Annotated in this window: 24 protein-coding genes and 1 pseudogene; 2 read left to right on the top strand and 23 right to left on the bottom strand. The window is 67.1% G+C overall.

The window, feature by feature from the left end; all coding sequences use genetic code 11:
- Positions 1 to 17: 17 nt before the first annotated feature.
- The 7 genes from rplR to rplN are packed head-to-tail and all read right to left on the bottom strand — an operon-like array spanning position 18 to position 2,903.
- On the bottom strand, positions 18 to 392 hold the full coding sequence (gene rplR, locus C3B71_RS03670) for a 50S ribosomal protein L18 (protein ID WP_108969510.1): 375 nt from the start codon (positions 390 to 392) through the stop codon (positions 18 to 20).
- 2 nt (positions 393 to 394) lie between these two features.
- Positions 395 to 934 (bottom strand): 50S ribosomal protein L6, encoded by a 540-nt coding sequence (rplF, locus tag C3B71_RS03665; RefSeq protein WP_073327531.1) that lies wholly within the window; start codon positions 932 to 934, stop codon positions 395 to 397.
- 21 nt (positions 935 to 955) lie between these two features.
- The gene (gene rpsH / locus C3B71_RS03660; RefSeq protein WP_073327533.1) at positions 956 to 1,354 is read right to left on the bottom strand and encodes a 30S ribosomal protein S8; all 399 of its coding nucleotides are present in this window, start codon (positions 1,352 to 1,354) and stop codon (positions 956 to 958) included.
- Positions 1,355 to 1,412: 58 nt separating this feature from the next.
- Positions 1,413 to 1,598: a type Z 30S ribosomal protein S14 gene (locus tag C3B71_RS03655; protein WP_073327534.1), complete on the bottom strand. Its 186-nt coding sequence runs from the start codon at positions 1,596 to 1,598 to the stop codon at positions 1,413 to 1,415.
- 1 nt (position 1,599) lies between these two features.
- Entirely contained in the window at positions 1,600 to 2,181 is a 582-nt protein-coding gene (rplE, locus tag C3B71_RS03650; protein WP_073327536.1) for a 50S ribosomal protein L5, read from the bottom strand.
- Positions 2,182 to 2,183: 2 nt separating this feature from the next.
- Entirely contained in the window at positions 2,184 to 2,528 is a 345-nt protein-coding gene (gene rplX, locus C3B71_RS03645) for a 50S ribosomal protein L24 (RefSeq protein WP_073327537.1), read from the bottom strand.
- 3 nt (positions 2,529 to 2,531) lie between these two features.
- Entirely contained in the window at positions 2,532 to 2,903 is a 372-nt protein-coding gene (gene rplN, locus C3B71_RS03640) for a 50S ribosomal protein L14 (protein ID WP_073327539.1), read from the bottom strand.
- A 414-nt stretch (positions 2,904 to 3,317) separates the two neighbouring features.
- Here rplN and C3B71_RS03635 point away from each other — a divergent pair, with 414 nt between their 5' ends.
- A complete protein-coding gene (locus C3B71_RS03635; protein ID WP_111890689.1) occupies positions 3,318 to 3,683 on the top strand; it encodes an Imm51 family immunity protein in 366 nt (121 codons plus the stop codon).
- A 325-nt stretch (positions 3,684 to 4,008) separates the two neighbouring features.
- On the opposite strand, the gene rpsQ is transcribed toward C3B71_RS03635, so the two are convergent.
- From rpsQ to rpsL, 15 genes are all read right to left on the bottom strand, one after another.
- Positions 4,009 to 4,296 carry a 30S ribosomal protein S17 gene (gene rpsQ / locus C3B71_RS03630; protein WP_234416191.1) on the bottom strand — a complete coding sequence of 96 codons (288 nt, stop codon included), beginning with the start codon at positions 4,294 to 4,296 and terminating at the stop codon, positions 4,009 to 4,011.
- Between the two features lie 20 nt (positions 4,297 to 4,316).
- Positions 4,317 to 4,568, bottom strand: a complete 252-nt coding sequence (rpmC, locus tag C3B71_RS03625) for a 50S ribosomal protein L29 (RefSeq protein ID WP_073327542.1) — start codon at positions 4,566 to 4,568, stop codon at positions 4,317 to 4,319.
- Entirely contained in the window at positions 4,568 to 4,987 is a 420-nt protein-coding gene (gene rplP, locus C3B71_RS03620; RefSeq protein WP_073327544.1) for a 50S ribosomal protein L16, read from the bottom strand. The genes rpmC and rplP overlap by 1 nt, the downstream gene beginning before the upstream one ends.
- Before the next feature lie 3 nt (positions 4,988 to 4,990).
- Positions 4,991 to 5,794 (bottom strand): 30S ribosomal protein S3, encoded by an 804-nt coding sequence (gene rpsC, locus C3B71_RS03615; protein WP_073327546.1) that lies wholly within the window; start codon positions 5,792 to 5,794, stop codon positions 4,991 to 4,993.
- Positions 5,794 to 6,171, bottom strand: coding sequence for a 50S ribosomal protein L22 (rplV, locus tag C3B71_RS03610; protein WP_108966216.1), 378 nt, complete (start codon positions 6,169 to 6,171; stop codon positions 5,794 to 5,796). The genes rpsC and rplV overlap by 1 nt, the downstream gene beginning before the upstream one ends.
- Before the next feature lie 32 nt (positions 6,172 to 6,203).
- Positions 6,204 to 6,482 (bottom strand): 30S ribosomal protein S19, encoded by a 279-nt coding sequence (gene rpsS, locus C3B71_RS03605; RefSeq protein ID WP_073327549.1) that lies wholly within the window; start codon positions 6,480 to 6,482, stop codon positions 6,204 to 6,206.
- Between the two features lie 12 nt (positions 6,483 to 6,494).
- Positions 6,495 to 7,331, bottom strand: a complete 837-nt coding sequence (rplB, locus tag C3B71_RS03600) for a 50S ribosomal protein L2 (RefSeq protein WP_073327550.1) — start codon at positions 7,329 to 7,331, stop codon at positions 6,495 to 6,497.
- Between the two features lie 21 nt (positions 7,332 to 7,352).
- Positions 7,353 to 7,658, bottom strand: a complete 306-nt coding sequence (gene rplW, locus C3B71_RS03595) for a 50S ribosomal protein L23 (protein ID WP_073327552.1) — start codon at positions 7,656 to 7,658, stop codon at positions 7,353 to 7,355.
- On the bottom strand, positions 7,655 to 8,302 hold the full coding sequence (gene rplD, locus C3B71_RS03590) for a 50S ribosomal protein L4 (protein WP_073327554.1): 648 nt from the start codon (positions 8,300 to 8,302) through the stop codon (positions 7,655 to 7,657). The genes rplW and rplD overlap by 4 nt, the downstream gene beginning before the upstream one ends.
- A 4-nt stretch (positions 8,303 to 8,306) precedes the next feature.
- Entirely contained in the window at positions 8,307 to 8,969 is a 663-nt protein-coding gene (rplC, locus tag C3B71_RS03585; protein WP_073327555.1) for a 50S ribosomal protein L3, read from the bottom strand.
- An 11-nt stretch (positions 8,970 to 8,980) separates the two neighbouring features.
- Entirely contained in the window at positions 8,981 to 9,289 is a 309-nt protein-coding gene (gene rpsJ / locus C3B71_RS03580) for a 30S ribosomal protein S10 (protein WP_003786051.1), read from the bottom strand.
- A 413-nt stretch (positions 9,290 to 9,702) separates the two neighbouring features.
- On the bottom strand, positions 9,703 to 10,893 hold the full coding sequence (gene tuf / locus C3B71_RS03575; protein WP_073327557.1) for an elongation factor Tu: 1,191 nt from the start codon (positions 10,891 to 10,893) through the stop codon (positions 9,703 to 9,705).
- Between the two features lie 199 nt (positions 10,894 to 11,092).
- The gene (gene fusA / locus C3B71_RS03570; RefSeq protein WP_073327558.1) at positions 11,093 to 13,228 is read right to left on the bottom strand and encodes an elongation factor G; all 2,136 of its coding nucleotides are present in this window, start codon (positions 13,226 to 13,228) and stop codon (positions 11,093 to 11,095) included.
- A gap of 75 nt (positions 13,229 to 13,303) precedes the next feature.
- Positions 13,304 to 13,774, bottom strand: coding sequence for a 30S ribosomal protein S7 (gene rpsG, locus C3B71_RS03565; protein ID WP_073327560.1), 471 nt, complete (start codon positions 13,772 to 13,774; stop codon positions 13,304 to 13,306).
- Positions 13,774 to 14,148 carry a 30S ribosomal protein S12 gene (gene rpsL, locus C3B71_RS03560; protein ID WP_073327562.1) on the bottom strand — a complete coding sequence of 125 codons (375 nt, stop codon included), beginning with the start codon at positions 14,146 to 14,148 and terminating at the stop codon, positions 13,774 to 13,776. The genes rpsG and rpsL overlap by 1 nt, the downstream gene beginning before the upstream one ends.
- Before the next feature lie 629 nt (positions 14,149 to 14,777).
- Here rpsL and C3B71_RS03555 point away from each other — a divergent pair.
- The gene (locus C3B71_RS03555; protein WP_108966214.1) at positions 14,778 to 16,073 is read left to right on the top strand and encodes a DDE-type integrase/transposase/recombinase; all 1,296 of its coding nucleotides are present in this window, start codon (positions 14,778 to 14,780) and stop codon (positions 16,071 to 16,073) included.
- A gap of 473 nt (positions 16,074 to 16,546) precedes the next feature.
- Here C3B71_RS03555 and tpx read toward each other — a convergent pair.
- Positions 16,547 to 16,840: pseudogene (gene tpx / locus C3B71_RS03550) on the bottom strand (thiol peroxidase); the annotation flags it as partial.
- Positions 16,841 to 16,876: the final 36 nt, after the last annotated feature.

The following is a 16,876-nucleotide window of genomic DNA, read 5'->3' as shown; positions in this document are numbered from 1 at the left end:
CTTTCTCGTCGTCTGGCTCAGAACTCCAGGCCGCCCTCGCGGGCGCCCTCGGCGACGGCCGCGACGCGACCGTGGTACTTGTAGCCGCCACGGTCGAACACGACCTTCTCAATGCCCAGCGCCTTGGCGCGCTCGGCAATCAGCTCGCCCACGCGGTGAGCCGCGCCGACCTTGTGGCCCTCGACGCCCTGGGCCGCCGCCTCGTGGGTGGAGGCGGCGCAGAGCGTGTGGCCGATGGTGTCGTCGATAACCTGCGCCACCATGTGGCGGTTGGAACGGCTGACCACCAGCCGGGGGCGCTCGGCGGTGCCGGACACGTGCTTGCGCACGCGCTGGTGGCGGATCTTGCGGGCGACAGCCTTGGTCTTGTCCCTCTTGATCGCGTAAGCCATGGTCACTTACCAGCCTTTCCGACCTTGCGGCGCACGTTCTCGCCGGCGTAGCGCACACCCTTGCCCTTGTAGGGCTCCGGCGGGCGGATCTTGCGAATGTTCGCGGCGACCTCGCCGACCTGCTCCTTGGAGATACCCGAGACGATCACCTTGGCGGGACCATCCACCTTCAACTCGATGCCCTCGGGGGCGTCGACGACGACGGTGTGGGAGAAGCCGAGTGACAGCTCGATGCCGGTGCCCTTCTGGGCCGCACGGTAACCGGTGCCGACGATCTCCAGCTCCTTGGAGTAGCCCTCGGTCACACCGATGACCATGTTGTTGATCAGCGTGCGGGACAGGCCGTGCAGCGAGCGCGAGCGGCGCTCGTCGTCGGGCCGGGACACCAGGATGGAGCCGTCCTCCTGGCGGGCGACCGTCAGCGGCTCGGCGATGGTGCGGGTCAGGGTGCCCTTGGGGCCCTTGACCGTCACGTCATTTCCTTCAATGGTTACGTCCACTCCGGCGGGAACCGGAACGGGAAGGCGTCCAATACGAGACATGGTTCTTCTCCGCTCCTTCTCTCACCAGACGTAGGCGAGCACTTCGCCGCCTACGCCCCGGGCCTCCGCCTGCCGGTCGGTGAGCAGGCCGGAGGAGGTGGACAGAATGGCCACCCCCAGGCCGCCGAGGACCTTGGGCAGGTTCGTGGACTTTGCGTACACGCGCAGACCGGGCTTCGACACGCGCTTGAGCCCCTGGATGGCACGCTGCCGGTTGGCACCGTACTTCAGGGTCAGCGTGAGCGTCTTGCCGACCTGGGCGTCGGTCACCTCGTAGCCGTCGATGTAGCCCTCGTTCTTCAGCATCTTGGCGATATTCACCTTCAGCTTGCTGGAGGGCATGGAGACGGTCTCGTGGTATGCGTTGTTGGCATTGCGCAGACGAGTCAGCATGTCTGCGATTGGGTCTGTCATTGTCATGAGTGGGCCTGCGCCCTTCCTCGTCGCGGTTTCCTTCTCGGACCTGCGACGTAAGTTCTTACCAGCTGGACTTGCTCACGCCGGGGAGCTGGCCGTTGAGGGCCATCTCGCGCAGGCAGATGCGGCACAGGCCGAACTTGCGGTACACCGAGCGGGGCCGGCCGCAGCGCTGGCAGCGCGTGTAGGCACGGACGCCGAACTTCGGCTTGCGGTTCGCCTTGACTTTCAAAGAGGTCTTAGCCATGTCACTTCTCCTTGAAGGGGAAGCCGAGCTGCTTGAGCAGCGAGCGGGCCTCCTCGTCGGTCTTGGCCGTGGTCACCACGGTGATGTCCATGCCGCGCACGCGGTCGATGGCGTCGGGGTCGATCTCGTGGAACACCGCCTGCTCGGTCAGTCCGAAGGTGTAGTTGCCGTTGCCGTCGAACTGCTTCGGGCTCAGGCCGCGGAAGTCGCGGATGCGGGGCAGCGAGATGGAGATGAGCCGGTCGAGGAACTCCCACATGCGGTCGCCACGCAGCGTGACGTGGGCGCCGATGGGCTGTCCGGCGCGCAGCTTGAACTGGGCAATCGACTTGCGTGCCCGAGTCACCTGCGGCTTCTGGCCGGTGATGGCTGCGAGGTCGCGGACGGCGCCCTCGATCAGCTTCGAGTCGTGGGCGGCCTCGCCCACACCCATGTTGACGACGACCTTGGCGACGCGCCCGACCTGCATGACGTTGGAGTGCTTGAACTCCTCCATCAGGGCGGGACGCACCTGGTCGTCGTACTTGGCCTTCAGCCGGGGGGCGACGGCGGTCGCCGTGGTCTCAGCCGTGTTCTCAGCCATGGTCACAGATCCTCCCCGGACTTCTTGGCGTAGCGCACGCGAACGGTGCGCTTACGGCCGTTGGGGCGCACGCCCTCCTCGACCCGGAAGCCGACGCGAGTGCGCTGGCCCGTCTTGGGGTCGATCGGCATGACGTTTGAGATGTGGATGGGGGCCTCGACGGTCTCGATGCCGCCGGCGCGGGCTCCCTGGGCGGTCTGCCGCGGGCGCGTGTGCTTGGTTACGCGCTGCACGCCCTCGACGACGACGCGGTCCTCCTTCGGGATGACCCGAAGCACGCGGCCGGTCTTGCCCTTGTCCTTGCCGGCGATGACGATGACCTGGTCGCCCTTCTTAATGCGTGCCATGGGTCAGATCACCTCCGGTGCGAGCGAAACGATGCGCATGAACTTCTTCTCGCGAAGCTCACGGCCGACGGGGCCGAAGATGCGCGTGCCGCGGGGCTCGCCATCCTTGTCCCTGATGATGACGGCGGCGTTCTCGTCGAAACGAATGTACGAGCCGTCCGGGCGGCGACGTTCCTTGGTGGCGCGCACGACGACCGCCCTGACGACCTCGCCCTTCTTGACGTTGCCGCCGGGGATGGCGTCCTTCACGGTAGCGACGATCTGGTCGCCGATGCCCGCATAGCGCCGACCCGAGCCGCCGAGCACACGGATGCACAGGATCTCCTTGGCACCGGTGTTGTCGGCGACCTTTAGTCGCGACTCCTGCTGGATCATTGAATGTTCTCCTGTCGTCGAGCCGGTTCTCCCGCCACGCATGGCGGCGCGAGCCTGGCCGAACGTTCCTTCTGGTGGTGCACGCTGCCCGCCGACGGCGGACGAGTCCCGGTACGCAGGCCCCGACAGACACAGGCGCAGGAGCGCGAGGTCTCTGCCGGGCGCACCGAGGGCGCGCGCAACTCCCCAACCCTAGTGCAACGCAGGGAATCGCCGGTAGTCCGGCCGGAAATCCGGGCCTGTGCCTTTGCTCACCACCGCGAGCCGGCGACCGTCGCGGCGGCCCAGGGCACGTGCGGCCGGTCGCCAGTCCGGGCATTTTGGATGGTGGAGCTCCATAAGTCGACCTGCCGCGGCGACGCCTCGTACAATCGCGACAACCGTTCTCGATCATCCGGAAAGGCTGTGCGGCGTATGACCGCTTCCGCTGAACCCGCTTCTGTGGAGTTCCCCGACTACGTCCACCTGCACGAGGCGCCCGAGTTCGACCAGTGGTCGTGCCACTTCGACGTCGGAGAGCCGCGCACGGCCGAAAGCGTTGCCGAACTCGGTCACGAGCCCAACGGGTATTTCTGGGCCGGTGTGGTTCAGCGCCTGGTCGATCTCGGCGAGCTCCCCGAAGTCGAGGCCGACCCCGAGGGCGACACATTCATCGCCTACGGCAGCCGTCCCCTGATGGAACGGCTGGCACGAACGCTCGTTCCGTACTTGACGGATCCAAATTCGCTGACCGCCCTTGTCACCGCGGCAGATGCGGACGGTTTCGACTTCGACGACTGATTCCCACTGCCTCTACTTGGACCGCTCAGCCTCACTTGGACCGCTCTAGACGCTGTCTCAGGCGGTCCAACGGGGGGAACGCGGTCCAAGTAGGCGCACCCCTCCTGCGCCTGCCCGTCACGCCACGCACCGCGCCCACCGGGATGCGCACACAAACCATCACCCGGATACCCCGTCACGAGGTCAAACACGAAGAGCCCCGATAGCTCTCCGCCTAATACGACGACGCCGCAGCCCGGGCTGCCCCGGAGGCTGCGGCGTCGTCGTTGTGTGGTGAAGCCCGCGCGGGACCGCGACCCGATGGCCTACCGGTCCCAGCAACGAATCACTTGGCCTTCTCGAGGATCTCCACCAGTCGCCAACGCTTGGTGGCGCTCAGCGGCCGGGTCTCCATGATCAGCACGAGGTCGCCGGGGTGGGCGTCGTTGTGCTCGTCGTGGACCTTGAACTTCTTCGAGCGGCGCAGAACCTTGCCGTACAGGGAGTGCTTGTAACGCTCCTCCACCTCGACGACGATGGTCTTCTGCATCTTGTCGGACACGACGTAGCCACGGCGCACCTTGCGGTGGTTGCGCTGGGGGGCGTCGGTGCCGGCCTGCTCGCCGGCGGTCACGTTGTCAGTGGTCTGTTCGCTCACTTGGCGTCCTCCTCCTGAGTGCTCGGAGCGGTGCGGATGCCGAGCTCGCGCTCGCGCACAATGGTGTAGATGCGGGCAATGTCGCGACGCACGGCCTTCATGCGGCCGTGGTCCTCCAGCTGCCCGGTCGCGGACGCGAACCGGAGGTTGAACAGCTCCGTCTTGGCCTTGGACAGCTCCTCGGCGAGGCGCTCGTCGTCCATGGCGTCGAGGTCTGCGGGGGTGAGCCCCTTGGAACCGATAGCCATCAGATGTCACCACCCTCACGGGTCACGAAACGGGTCTTCATCGGCAGCTTCGCCTGGGCGCGACGCATGGCCTCGCGGGCCAGGTCGACGTCGACGCCGCCGAGCTCGAACATGATGCGTCCGGGCTTGACGTTGGCGATCCACCACTCCGGGGCGCCCTTACCGGAACCCATACGGGTCTCGGCGGGCTTCTTGGTCAGCGGACGGTCCGGGAAGATGTTGATCCACACCTTGCCGCCGCGCTTGATGTGGCGGGTCATGGCGATACGGGCCGCCTCGATCTGCCGGTTGGTGACGTAGGCGGGCTCGAGGGCCTGGATGCCGTAGTCGCCGAAGGCGATCTGGTTGCCGCCCTTGGACATGCCCGAACGGTGCGGGCGGTGCTGCTTGCGGTACTTGGTCCGGCGGGGGATGAGCACGGCTCAGGCCTCCGTTCCCTGATCGGGGGCAGCGTTCTCGGTGGCCGGCGCCTGCTCGGCCTGCTGCTCGTTCTGGCGCGGGGCGCGCTCACCGCGGCGGCCGCCGCGGCGCTCACCACGGCCGCGGCCGCGCGGGGCGGACTCGGCCTGCTGGCGGGCGAACTCGCGCTCGGTCATGTCGCCCTTGTAGATCCACACCTTCACGCCGATGCGGCCGAAGGTGGTCTTGGCCTCGTAGAAGCCGTAATCGATGTTGGCCCGCAGGGTGTGCAGCGGCACGCGCCCCTCGCGGTAGAACTCGCTGCGGCTCATCTCCGCGCCGCCGAGGCGGCCGGAGCACTGCACGCGCACACCCTTGGCGCCGGCGCGCATGGCCGACTGCAGTCCGCGGCGCATGGCGCGGCGGAAGGAGACGCGGCTGGCGAGCTGCTCGGCGATGCCCTGGGCGACCAGCTGCGCGTCCAGGTCGGGGTTGCGGACCTCGAGGATGTTGAGCTGAACCTGCTTGCCGGTCAGCTTCTCCAGCTGGCCGCGCAGGCGCTCGGCCTCCACGCCGCGACGCCCGATGACGATGCCGGGGCGGGCGGTGTGCAGGTCGACGCGGACCCGGTCGCGGGTGCGCTCAATGTCGACCTTGGAGATGCCGGCGCGCTCCATGCCGTTCTCCATGAGGCGCCGGATCTTGACGTCCTCGTCCACGAAGTCGCGGTAGCGCTGACCGGGCTTGGTGGAGTCGGCGAACCAGCGGGAGCGGTGGTCCGTGGTGATGCCCAGGCGGAAACCGGTCGGGTTGACCTTCTGCCCCATTACCGGGCTCCTTCCTGCTTGGCGGTGTCGGCGCGGTCGCCGACGACGACGGTGATGTGACTGGTGCGCTTGAGGATCCGGGCCGCGCGTCCCTGGGCGCGCGGGCGGAACCGCTTGAGGGTCGGGCCCTCGTCGGCGTACACCTCGGTGATGAACAGGTCGTTCTCGTTGAAGCGCTCGCCGTCGCGCTCGGCCTTGTACCGGGCGTTGGCGATAGCGGACTCGATGACCTTGCGGACGGGCACTGCAGCGGACTGCGGTGCGAAACGCAGCACGCCCACGGCGTCGACGGCGCGCTTGCCGCGGACCTGGTCCACGATCCGGCGTGCCTTCATCGGCGTGCAGCGCACGTACTTGGCCTGCGCCTTGGCTTCCATGATTCTTAGCCTCTCAAACTCTCCGGCGCCCGTCAGCGACGCGCCTTGCGGTCGTCCTTGACGTGCCCACGGAAGGTACGGGTGGGAGCGAACTCACCGAGCTTGTGGCCCACCATGGACTCGGTAACGAACACCGGGACGTGCTTGCGACCGTCGTGGACGGCGAAGGTGTGCCCGATGAAGTCCGGCGTGATCATCGAACGCCGGGACCAGGTCTTGATGACGTTCTTGGTGCCCTGCTCGTTCTGGGCGTCCACCTTCTTCTGCAGGTGGTCGTCGACGAAGGGGCCCTTCTTAAGGCTTCGCGACATGACTGGCTCCTATCAGCGCTTCTTGCCGGTCCGGCGACGGCGCACGATGAGCCGGTCACTGGACTTGTTGGGACGACGGGTACGGCCCTCAGGCTTGCCCCAGGGCGAGACGGGGTGGCGGCCACCAGAGGTGCGGCCCTCACCACCACCGTGGGGGTGGTCCACCGGGTTCATGACCACACCGCGCACGGTCGGGCGGACGCCCTTCCAGCGCATGCGGCCGGCCTTGCCCCAGTTGATGTTGGACTGCTCGGCGTTGCCGACCTCGCCGATGGTCGCCCGGCAGGCGGCCTCGACGTTGCGGATCTCGCCGGAGGGCATGCGCAGCTGCGCGTACTTGCCCTCCTTGGCGACCAGCTGCACCGAGGTGCCGGCGCTGCGGGCGATCTTGGCGCCACCGCCGGGGCGCAGCTCGACGGCGTGCACCACGGTACCGGTGGGGATGTTGCGCAGCGGCAGGCAGTTGCCCGGCTTGATGTCGGCCTCGGGGCCGGCCTCGATCCGGTCACCCTGGCGCAGGCCGTTGGGGGCCAGGATGTAGCGCTTCTCGCCGTCGGCGTAGTGCAGCAGGGCGATGCGGGCGGTGCGGTTCGGGTCGTACTCGATGTGCGCGACCTTGGCGGGCACGCCGTCCTTGTCGTGCCGGCGGAAGTCGATCAGCCGGTAGGCGCGCTTGTGACCGCCACCCTTGTGACGGGTGGTGATGCGCCCGGAGGAGTTGCGGCCACCGGTCTTGCTCAGCGGCCGGACCAGCGACTTCTCGGGGCGGTTGCGGGTCAGCTCGCTGAAGTCGGCGACCGACGAGCCGCGGCGACCGGGGGTCGTCGGCTTGTACTTACGGATTGCCATCTCGATCTTCTACCTTCCGTGTCAGTCCGTCACGTCGCCGAAGATGTCGATGGTGCCCTCGCGCAGAGTCACGATCGCGCGCTTGGTGTCCTTCGACTTGCCGATGCCCGTGCGGGTGCGGCGGGTCTTGCCGCGGCGGTTGAGCGTGTTCACCGAGGCGACCTTGACATCGAAGATGGACTCGATGGCGATCTTGATCTCGGTCTTGTTGGCGTCGGGGGCCACGACGAAGGTGTACTGCCCGCGATCCATGCAGGTGTACGACTTCTCGGAGACGACCGGCGCAATAATCACGTCGCGGGGGTTCTTGCTCTTTACGAAGCTCACTTGGACTCCTCCTCACCCTTGCCGAGGAAGTCGTCCAGGGCGGCGGCGGTGAAGACGACGTCGTCGGAGTTGAGGACGTCGTAGGTGTTCAGCTGGTCGGCCTTGAGCACGTGCGCCTCGGGGGCGTTGCGCAGGCTGAGTCGGGTGAGTTCGTCGGTGCCGGTGGCGACCACCAGGGACTTGGGGCGGTCCGTGAGGTTGCGCAGGGCGGCGAGGGCCGACTTGGTGGACGGCTTCTCGGAGGTGACGAACTCGGTGATGACGTGGATGCGGCCGTTACGGGCCCGGTCGGACAGGGCCGAGCGCAGGGCGGCGGCCTTCATCTTCTTCGGGGTGCGCTGGGAGTAGTCGCGCGGCTGCGGGCCGTGCACGGTACCGCCGCCGGTGAACTGGGGGGCGCGGATGGAGCCCTGGCGGGCGCGGCCGGTGCCCTTCTGTCGGTAGGGCTTGCGGCCACCGCCGCGGACCATGCCGCGGGTCTTGGTGGCGTGGGTGCCCTGGCGGGCCGCGGCCAGCTGGGCCACGACGACCTGGTGCATCAGCGGGATGTTGAGCTCGACGTCGAAGATCTCGCCGGGCAGCTCCACGGTGCCGGTCTTGGCTCCGGTGGAGTCGACGACGTCGACGGTGATGGTGTCTGCCATGGTGTCAGGCTCCCTTCACGGCGGTGCGGATGACGACCACGGAGCCCTTGGGGCCGGGGATGGCGCCGCCCATGAGCAGCACGCCCTTTTCGGTGTCGACGCCGCGGACCTTGAGGTTCTGGACGGTCGTGGTCGCGTGGCCCATGCGGCCGGCCATGCGCAGGCCCTTGAAGATGCGGCCCGGGGTGGCGCAGGCGCCGACGGAGCCGGGCTTGCGGTGGTTGCGGTGGGCACCGTGGGAGGCGCCGACGCCGGAGAAGCCGTGGCGCTTCATGGTGCCGGCGAAGCCCTTACCCTTCGAGGTGCCGGTGACGTCGACCAGCTGGCCGACTTCGAAGGTGTCGGCCGCGAGCTCCTGGCCGGGCGCGAACTCGCCGGCGAGCGAGGTGCGCACCTCGGCGACGTGGCGGCGGGGGGTGACGCCGGCCTTGGCGAAGTGGCCAGCGAGCGGCTTGGTTACCTTGCGCTCATCGATCTCGCCGAAGGCGAGCTGGACGGCCTCGTAGCCGTCGTTCTCGACGGTGCGGATCTGGGTGACGACGTTGGGGTCCACGCGCACGACCGTGACCGGACGCAGGGCGCCGTTCTCGTCCCAGACCTGAGTCATGCCGAGCTTGGTGCCGAGCAGCGCCTTGATGGGCGCGGCGGACCGCTGGTTGGTAGTCATGGCTTCAGTCCTCAGAGCTTGATCTCAATGTTGACGTCGGCCGGCAGGTCGAGACGCATGAGCGAGTCGACGGCCTTCGGCGTCGGGTCGACGATGTCGATCAGCCGCTTGTGCGTACGCATCTCGAAGTGCTCGCGGCTGTCCTTGTACTTGTGGGGCGACCGGATGACGCAGAACACGTTCTTCTCGGTCGGCAGCGGCACTGGGCCCACGACCGTCGCGCCCGCGCGGGTCACGACGTCGACGATCTTGCGCGCCGAGGAGTCGATGACCTCGTGGTCGTAGGACTTGAGCCGGATGCGGATCTTCTGTCCCGCCATGGCGCCTAACCTCTCTTGCTTTCGGTGACCGGTCCACGCGCTCGGGCGTGTCGCAGTGCGACGCGCACCTCGGCCCGGTCAAGGGCTGGTGAGCCGGTCTGGACACACGGAATCCCGATGGCGATCGGGTCCGTCAGACTGGATTCCGGGGTGGGCCCCCGGTGCGGCCGGAGCGGGCGTTGGCCCGCCGGCTGGCCTACGTTATCAGCGCCGCGCCCGCATGCGAAAGCCGAGCAGGCCCGCAGGGCCTGTGAGACCGCGCACGGGTCCACGCGCTCGGGCGTGTCGCAGTCCGCGGCGCTCACCCGCAACGACGGGAGGCCCGCCACCCGGTGTGGGTGGCGGGCCTCCCGCGAAGCCTCACCGCGAGCCAGTGCCCGCAGCTGCGTCAGCGCATGGAGCGCCGTGGCTCGTCACTTGATGATCTTGGTGACGCGGCCGGAGCCGACGGTACGGCCACCCTCACGGATGGCGAAGCCGAGGCCCTCCTCCATGGCGATGGGCTGGATCAGCTCGACGGACATCTCGGTGGTGTCGCCGGGCATGACCATCTCGGTGCCCTCGGGCAGCGTGATGACGCCGGTGACGTCCGTGGTGCGGAAGTAGAACTGCGGACGGTAGTTCGAGTAGAACGGGTTGTGGCGGCCGCCCTCATCCTTGGTCAGGATGTAGACGTGGCCCTCGAACTGGGTGTGCGGGGTGATGGAGCCGGGCTTGCAGACGACCTGACCGCGCTCGACGTCCTCACGACGGGTGCCGCGCAGCAGCAGACCGCAGTTCTCACCGGCCCACGCCTCGTCCATGGACTTGTGGAACATCTCGATGCCGGTGACGGTGGTCTTCTGCGCCTCGCGGATACCGAGGATCTCGACCTCGGAGTTGATCGGCAGCTTGCCGCGCTCGACGCGACCGGTGACGACGGTGCCGCGACCGGTGATGGTGAAGACGTCCTCGATGGGCATGAGGAACGGCTTGTCCATGTCACGCTCGGGGGTCGGGATGTACTCGTCGACCGCGTCCATGAGCTCCTTGATCTTGGCGGTCCACTCGGGGTCACCCTCGAGGGCCTTGAGCGCGGACACGCGGATCACGGGGGCGTTGTCGCCGTCGTAGTCCTGGGAGGACAGCAGCTCGCGGACCTCCATCTCGACCAGCTCGAGGAGCTCCTCGTCGTCGACCATGTCGGCCTTGTTCAGGGCGACCAGCAGGGCGGGGACGCCGACCTGACGGGCGAGCAGAACGTGCTCGCGGGTCTGGGCCATGGGGCCGTCGGTGGCGGCGACCACCAGGATGGCGCCGTCCATCTGCGCGGCACCGGTGATCATGTTCTTGATGTAGTCGGCGTGACCGGGGGCGTCGACGTGAGCGTAGTGACGCTTGGCGGTCTCGTACTCGACGTGCGCGATGTTGATGGTGATACCGCGCTGGCGCTCCTCGGGAGCCTTGTCGATCTCGTCGAAGGGAGTGAAGGGGTTCAGGTCCGGGTACTCGTCGTGCAGGACCTTGGAGATCGCTGCGGTCAGCGTCGTCTTACCGTGGTCGACGTGACCGATCGTTCCGATGTTGACGTGCGGCTTGGTCCGCTCGAACTTGGCCTTGGCCACTGGTGTCCTCCTGGGACTCGGGTAGTTCTCTTCGTCGGGGATCGACTAGCACATGGTAGCCGTACCGACTGCGAGAGTGTCTACTGATGAATTGTTGGAAATCTTACTTGGATGAGTTGCCCCGGAGGCAATTCCGGGGCCGGGTGGGGCCGGGGCGGACGGCTCGCGCCGCCGCGCCCCGGCACCGGTGCGGTCTGGGTCACTCGCCCTTGGCCTTGGCGATGACCTCGTCCGCGACGTTCTTGGGAACCTCGGCGTAGGAGTCGAACTCCATGGAGTACACGGCGCGCCCCTGGGTCTTGGAACGCAGGTCGCCCACGTACCCGAACATCTCCGACAGCGGGACGTTGGCCTTGATGACCTTCACGCCCTGCGCGTCCTCCATCGACTGGACCATGCCGCGCCGGGAGTTCAGGTCGCCGATGACGTCGCCCATGTACTCCTCGGGGGTGCGCACCTCGACGGCCATGACCGGCTCCAGCAGAACCGGCTTGGCACGCTTGGCGCCCTCCTTGAAGGCCATGGAGCCGGCGATCTTGAAGGCCATCTCGGAGGAGTCGACCTCGTGGTAGCCGCCGTCGACCAGAGTCGCCTTGACGTCCACCATCGGGTAACCGGCCAGCACACCCGTGGTCATGGCCTCCTGCACGCCGGCGTCGACGCTGGGGATGAACTCACGGGGCACGCGGCCACCGGTGACGGCGTTGACGAACTCGTAGTGCTTGTTCTCGCCCTCCTCGTCCGCGTCGTCGTGAGTCAGCGGCTCGAAGGACATGAGCACCTTCGCGAACTGGCCGGAGCCACCGGTCTGCTTCTTGTGCGTGTACTCGACCTTGTCGACCTTCTTGCGGATGGTCTCGCGGTAGGCGACCATCGGGTTACCGACGTTCGCCTCCACCTTGAACTCGCGCCGCATGCGGTCCACGAAGACGTCCAGGTGCAGCTCGCCCATACCGCCGATGACGGTCTGGCCGGTCTCCTCGTCGAGCTCGACCGTGAAGGTCGGGTCCTCCTCGGAGAGCTTCTGAATGGCGACGCCGAGCTTCTCCTGGTCGCCCTTGGTCTTGGGCTCGATGGCCACGTGGATCACCGGGTCCGGGAAGGTCATCGACTCCAGGATGATCGGGTCGCCCTGGGCGGACAGGGTGTCACCGGTGGTGACGTCCTTCAGCCCGATGAACGCGTAGATGTGGCCGGCGTGGGCCTGCTCCACCGGGTTCTCCTTGTTGGAGTGCATCTGGAAGAGCTTGCCGACGCGCTCCTTGCGGCCCTTGGTGGCGTTCAGGATCGTGTCGCCCTGGGAGACCTTGCCGGAGTACACGCGCACGTACACGAGCTTGCCGTAGAACGGGTGCGTGGCGACCTTGAAGGCCAGCGCGGAGAAAGGCTCGTGCTCATCGGCCTTGCGGGTGATGACCTTGGACTCGTCTCCGGGGACGTGCCCCTCAACGTCGGGCACGTCCAGCGGGGAGGGCAGGTAGTCGAGCACGCCGTCGAGCACGGGCTGAATGCCCTTGTTCTTAAAGGCGGACCCGGCGAAGACCGGGAAGGCCTCGCCGGCGATGGTGAGCTTGCGGATGCCGCGCTTGAGCTCGGCGACCGACAGCTCCTCGCCCTCCAGGTACTTCTCCATCAGCTCGTCGTCGGCCTCGGCAACCGTCTCGATGAGCTCGTTGCGCAGCTCCTCGGCGCGGGAGACCAGCTCGGCCGGGATGTCCTCGTAAACGACGACGCTGCCGCGGGTGTCCTTGCCGTCGGCGTCCTTCTCGGGGAAGCGGATGGCCCGCATCTCCAGCACGTCGACGACGCCGGAGAACTCGTTCTCGGCACCGATGGGGAAGTTGACGACAATCGGGGTGGCCTGAAGCCGGTCGCGAATCGTCTGTACGGAGAAGTCGAAGTTCGCACCCAGCTTGTCCATCTTGTTGATGTAGCAGATGCGGGGCACGTTGTACTTGTCCGCCTGGCGCCACACCGTCTCGGACTGGGGCTCGACGCCCTCCTTGCCGTCGAAGACAGCGACCGCGCCGTCGAGCACACGCAGGGAGCGCTCGACCTCGACCGTGAAGTCGACGTGGCCGGGGGTGTCGATGATGTTGATCTGGTTGTCCTTCCAGAAGCAGGTGGTGGCCGCGGAGGTAATGGTGATACCGCGCTCCTGCTCCTGTTCCATCCAGTCCATCGTCGAGGCGCCGTCGTGCGTCTCGCCGATCTTGTAGTTGATGCCCGTGTAGAACAGGATGCGCTCCGTCACGGTCGTCTTGCCGGCATCGATGTGAGCCATGATGCCGATGTTGCGGACCTTGGTGAGGTCAGTCAGCACGTCTAGTGCCACTAGTGATGTCCTTCGTTCTTGTGGTGCGGGAGTTGGGCGCCGCCCGGGCCCTGGGGCCCGGGGGCGTGCGGTTGATTACCAGCGGTAGTGAGCGAAGGCCTTGTTGGACTCGGCCATTCGGTGCATGTCCTCGCGCCGCTTGACGGCGGCGCCGAGACCGTTGGAGGCGTCCAGGATCTCGTTCATGAGCCGCTCGGTCATGGTGTTCTCGCGCCGCTGGCGGGAGAAGTCCACGAGCCAGCGCAGGGCGAGGGTGGTGGCGCGGTTGGGGCGAACCTCGACCGGGACCTGGTAGGTCGCACCACCGACGCGGCGGGAGCGGACCTCCAGGGACGGGCGAATGTTGTCCAGGGCGCGCTTGAGCACCGAGACCGGATCCTGGTCGGTCTTGGAACGCACGCCCTCGAGGGCGCCGTAGACGATGCGCTCGGCGGTCGCCTTCTTGCCGTCAAGCAGGACGCGGTTGACGAGCTGGGTGACGACGGGCGAGCCGTAGACCGGGTCGACGGCCAGCGGGCGCCGGGGTGCGGGACCCTTACGAGGCATTAGTTCTTCTCCTTCTTGGCGCCGTACTTGGAACGTGCCTGCTGGCGGCCCTTGACACCCTGGGTGTCGAGGGAGCCGCGCACGATGTGGTAGCGGACACCGGGAAGGTCCTTCACACGACCACCGCGGACGAGCACGATCGAGTGCTCCTGGAGGTTGTGCCCCTCACCGGGGATGTAGGCCGTAACCTCGATACCGGTGGAAAGGCGCACACGGGCGACCTTACGCAGGGCGGAGTTCGGCTTCTTCGGGGTCGTGGTGTACACACGGGTGCATACGCCACGGCGCTGCGGACTGGACTTGAGCGCCGGCGTCTTGGACGCCGCGCGCTTGGTCGAGCGGCCCTTGCGGACCAGCTGCTGAATCGTGGGCACTACTGATTCTCCATCTTGAAGTGCTTGCGGGCTGTCGCTGCCCACGTGCCGACCCGCTCCCCCGCGACGGCGCACTGCGCCACGGTGAGGGCCGGCCCGCTCGGCGTCGGCCCGGCCGACGGCGATGCGTCCGGAGCCCCGTGACGGGGCCCGTCGGTTCCCGCCGCGGCAGACCCGCGTCACCGACCGGAGCCTGAGCTCCGAGTGGCTGGGAACGGAATGGAGAACGGTGGCCCGCACGCGGGCACCAGTGGGGCACATTACCCGGGCATGACACTGCACGCCAGACGGCGTCGGGGTGTTCCTGGCCACGTGCTGCCCCACCGAGCCCGGTCGCTATGACCGGCCCTTCAAGTATGGGGACGTGGCCGGCCGACAGGTGGCGGTTCGCCGGGTGAAGGGCGATGCGTGCGGGTTCCGGTGATGCGGCGCGCGCCTTCACCCGACGGCTCGTGTGTTCACCTGACGGTTCGTACGTTGCGGTCGACGGTTCGGCACATCCGACGACGGTTCGTGAGGTAGGTGTACTGTGTTGTCTCATGACTTCTGGGACTGTTGGATCTCATGACATCTGGGAGTGTCAGAAGTAGTGAGATTCTGGGGCGGTGTGGGTGGGGTTGGGTTGGGGGATGGGTTATGCAGTTTCGCCGTTCAAGCGTCAGCGCATCATTGAGTTTGACTCGCGGGTTGCGGGTGTGAGCGTGGAGGAGTTCTGCCGGCAGGTGGGGGTCTCGAAGTCCTCGTTCTACCGGATCCGTAAGCGGGCCAAGCAGGAGGGACCGGGGGCGGCGCTGGTCGCCCGTTCCAGGGCGCCGCTGCACCCGGCGCGCCGTTGGGATGAGCGGGTTGATGAGCGTATCGCCCAGGTACGCCGGGAGCTGGTTGCCGATGGGAAGGATGCGGGTGCGTGGTCGGTGTGGTGGGTGCTGTCCGGGGCGGGGGCCAACCCGGCCCCGTCGCGGGCGACTATTGCCAGGCGCATGCGGGCCATGGGGCTGGTGGTTCCGGCGCCACGCAAGCGCCCGCGGGTGTCTTTCAAGCGGTTCACGCGTACCAGTGCTAACGAGCTGTGGCAGCTGGACGGTATCGAGTGGCGCATCCAGGGGCGTGTGGTGACCATCTACCAGGTCATCGATGACTGCTCCAGGGTGCTGGTGGCGCTCAAGGCGGCCTGGGGCGGGGAGACGCATGAGGCCACCCGCCAAATCCTGTCCGAGGCCTTCGACTCCTGGGGGCGGCCCGCAGCCATCCTGACCGACAACGGCAGGGCTTTCAACACTCACCGCACCACCGGATTCGGGCGGACAGAGAGGTGGCTCGCGTCGCTGGGGATCCGTCCGATCAGCGGCGCCATCGGTCACCCACAGACCCAGGGCAAGGTCGAAAGCTCCCATAAGCCCCTCCAGCTGTGGCTGGAAGCGCACCCCTACACCACCCTGGAGGACCTCAACACCGGCCTGGAGTGTTTCACCGCCTACTACAACACCGAGCGCCAGCACCAGGGGCTGGGGATAGCCATAACCCCCATACGCGTGTGGCACCAGGTCCCCCGGGCCCTGCCCAACCCCTCCCCGATCAACCTTGACGCGCTATCCGGGCCGGTGCCGCTGAGCCTGCCGCAGGCAGCCAGCACCGACCCGGCCATCACCAGCAGACAGGCCCTGAGCAACGGGACCGTGACCTACAAGGGCCGGATCATCTACGTCGGTTCCTTCATGGCCGGCCAGAGAATCGAGTTCCGCCAGTACCCCACCCGTCTGGACCTTTACGACCAGGCCGGAACACACTTCGCCGCGATCCCCTGGCCCCAGCCCACCCAGGCACAGACCCACAGCCGGGCCACCATCAACGCTTCCAAACCACCCAACAGAATCATCAGCAGGCCACCCCGCTCACCCCGCTCCCAACCGTCCCAAAACCCATGAGACTCAACCGTCCCAGAAGTCATGAGACTCAACCGTCCCAGAAGTGTGGAGACAGCACATTTGCTGCTACCTGACGAACCGTCACCGGAACACACGAACCGTCCGCACGCGCAACGGCGCCGACGACGTCCTCATCGACCCGAGCACGTCCTCGCTTACCCGAGAACGACCCCGCCAACCCGACGTCGTCCTCCCGCACCCAAACACGACCGCCACACCCCGACCGCCAGCCCGAACCACCACACCCACAAACACAAAGAACCCGTTTACTACGCCAGTTCACCGTTTACAACGCCCCTTAACGGTCTGCTGAACGCCTCAAAAGCCTTCAGCAAACCCCTAAGGTGCGTACCCAACGCCGAAATGGCGCAGTGGTGGACTCCCCCGACGTCGGCGCAGCCAGACACTTGCCGGAGCGCCGCCTGCCCCGCACACACATACCGGCCGGCTGGGTTATATGCCAGTTGGCCTGGCTATACCAGCGCAGCGATGGCGGCGTCGTAGTCGGGCTCCTGCCGGATCTCCGGTACCTGCTCGGTGTACAGGACGGTGCCGTCGGTGTCGAGCACCACGACGGCACGGGACATCAGCCCGGCCGTAGGGCCATCTACCAGCACGACCCCGTAGTCATCGCCGAAGCTGGAGCGGAAGGTGGAACCCGTCACGACCTGGTCCAGGCCCTCGGCGCCGCAGAAGCGTGCGGCCGCAAAGGGCAGGTCAGCCGAGACGCACACGACAGTGGTGTTCTCCAGGCCGGCGGCGAGCCGTTAATAATGACATCTTTTCATTTTGAGAGACAAGGC

The sequence above is a fragment of the Actinomyces sp. Z16 genome, from assembly GCF_003111765.1.
In the GTDB taxonomy this organism is placed as follows: domain Bacteria; phylum Actinomycetota; class Actinomycetes; order Actinomycetales; family Actinomycetaceae; genus Actinomyces; species Actinomyces glycerinitolerans.
The sequence above is the reverse complement of the archived record's forward strand: the minus strand, read 5'-3'. Positions and strand labels throughout refer to the sequence as shown.

Coding starts and splice junctions, on each gene's coding strand:
- rplR (WP_108969510.1), bottom strand. CDS start 392: ATGGCTTACGCGATCAAGAGGGACAAGACCAAGGCTGTCGCCCGCAAG.
- rplF (WP_073327531.1), bottom strand. CDS start 934: ATGTCTCGTATTGGACGCCTTCCCGTTCCGGTTCCCGCCGGAGTGGAC.
- rpsH (WP_073327533.1), bottom strand. CDS start 1,354: ATGACAATGACAGACCCAATCGCAGACATGCTGACTCGTCTGCGCAAT.
- C3B71_RS03655 (WP_073327534.1), bottom strand. CDS start 1,598: ATGGCTAAGACCTCTTTGAAAGTCAAGGCGAACCGCAAGCCGAAGTTC.
- rplE (WP_073327536.1), bottom strand. CDS start 2,181: ATGGCTGAGAACACGGCTGAGACCACGGCGACCGCCGTCGCCCCCCGG.
- rplX (WP_073327537.1), bottom strand. CDS start 2,528: ATGGCACGCATTAAGAAGGGCGACCAGGTCATCGTCATCGCCGGCAAG.
- rplN (WP_073327539.1), bottom strand. CDS start 2,903: ATGATCCAGCAGGAGTCGCGACTAAAGGTCGCCGACAACACCGGTGCC.
- C3B71_RS03635 (WP_111890689.1), top strand. CDS start 3,318: ATGACCGCTTCCGCTGAACCCGCTTCTGTGGAGTTCCCCGACTACGTC.
- rpmC (WP_073327542.1), bottom strand. CDS start 4,568: ATGGCTATCGGTTCCAAGGGGCTCACCCCCGCAGACCTCGACGCCATG.
- rpsC (WP_073327546.1), bottom strand. CDS start 5,794: ATGGGGCAGAAGGTCAACCCGACCGGTTTCCGCCTGGGCATCACCACG.
- rplV (WP_108966216.1), bottom strand. CDS start 6,171: ATGGAAGCCAAGGCGCAGGCCAAGTACGTGCGCTGCACGCCGATGAAG.
- rpsS (WP_073327549.1), bottom strand. CDS start 6,482: ATGTCGCGAAGCCTTAAGAAGGGCCCCTTCGTCGACGACCACCTGCAG.
- rplB (WP_073327550.1), bottom strand. CDS start 7,331: ATGGCAATCCGTAAGTACAAGCCGACGACCCCCGGTCGCCGCGGCTCG.
- rplD (WP_073327554.1), bottom strand. CDS start 8,302: ATGGCAGACACCATCACCGTCGACGTCGTCGACTCCACCGGAGCCAAG.
- rplC (WP_073327555.1), bottom strand. CDS start 8,969: ATGACTACCAACCAGCGGTCCGCCGCGCCCATCAAGGCGCTGCTCGGC.
- rpsJ (WP_003786051.1), bottom strand. CDS start 9,289: ATGGCGGGACAGAAGATCCGCATCCGGCTCAAGTCCTACGACCACGAG.
- rpsG (WP_073327560.1), bottom strand. CDS start 13,774: ATGCCTCGTAAGGGTCCCGCACCCCGGCGCCCGCTGGCCGTCGACCCG.
- C3B71_RS03555 (WP_108966214.1), top strand. CDS start 14,778: ATGGGTTATGCAGTTTCGCCGTTCAAGCGTCAGCGCATCATTGAGTTT.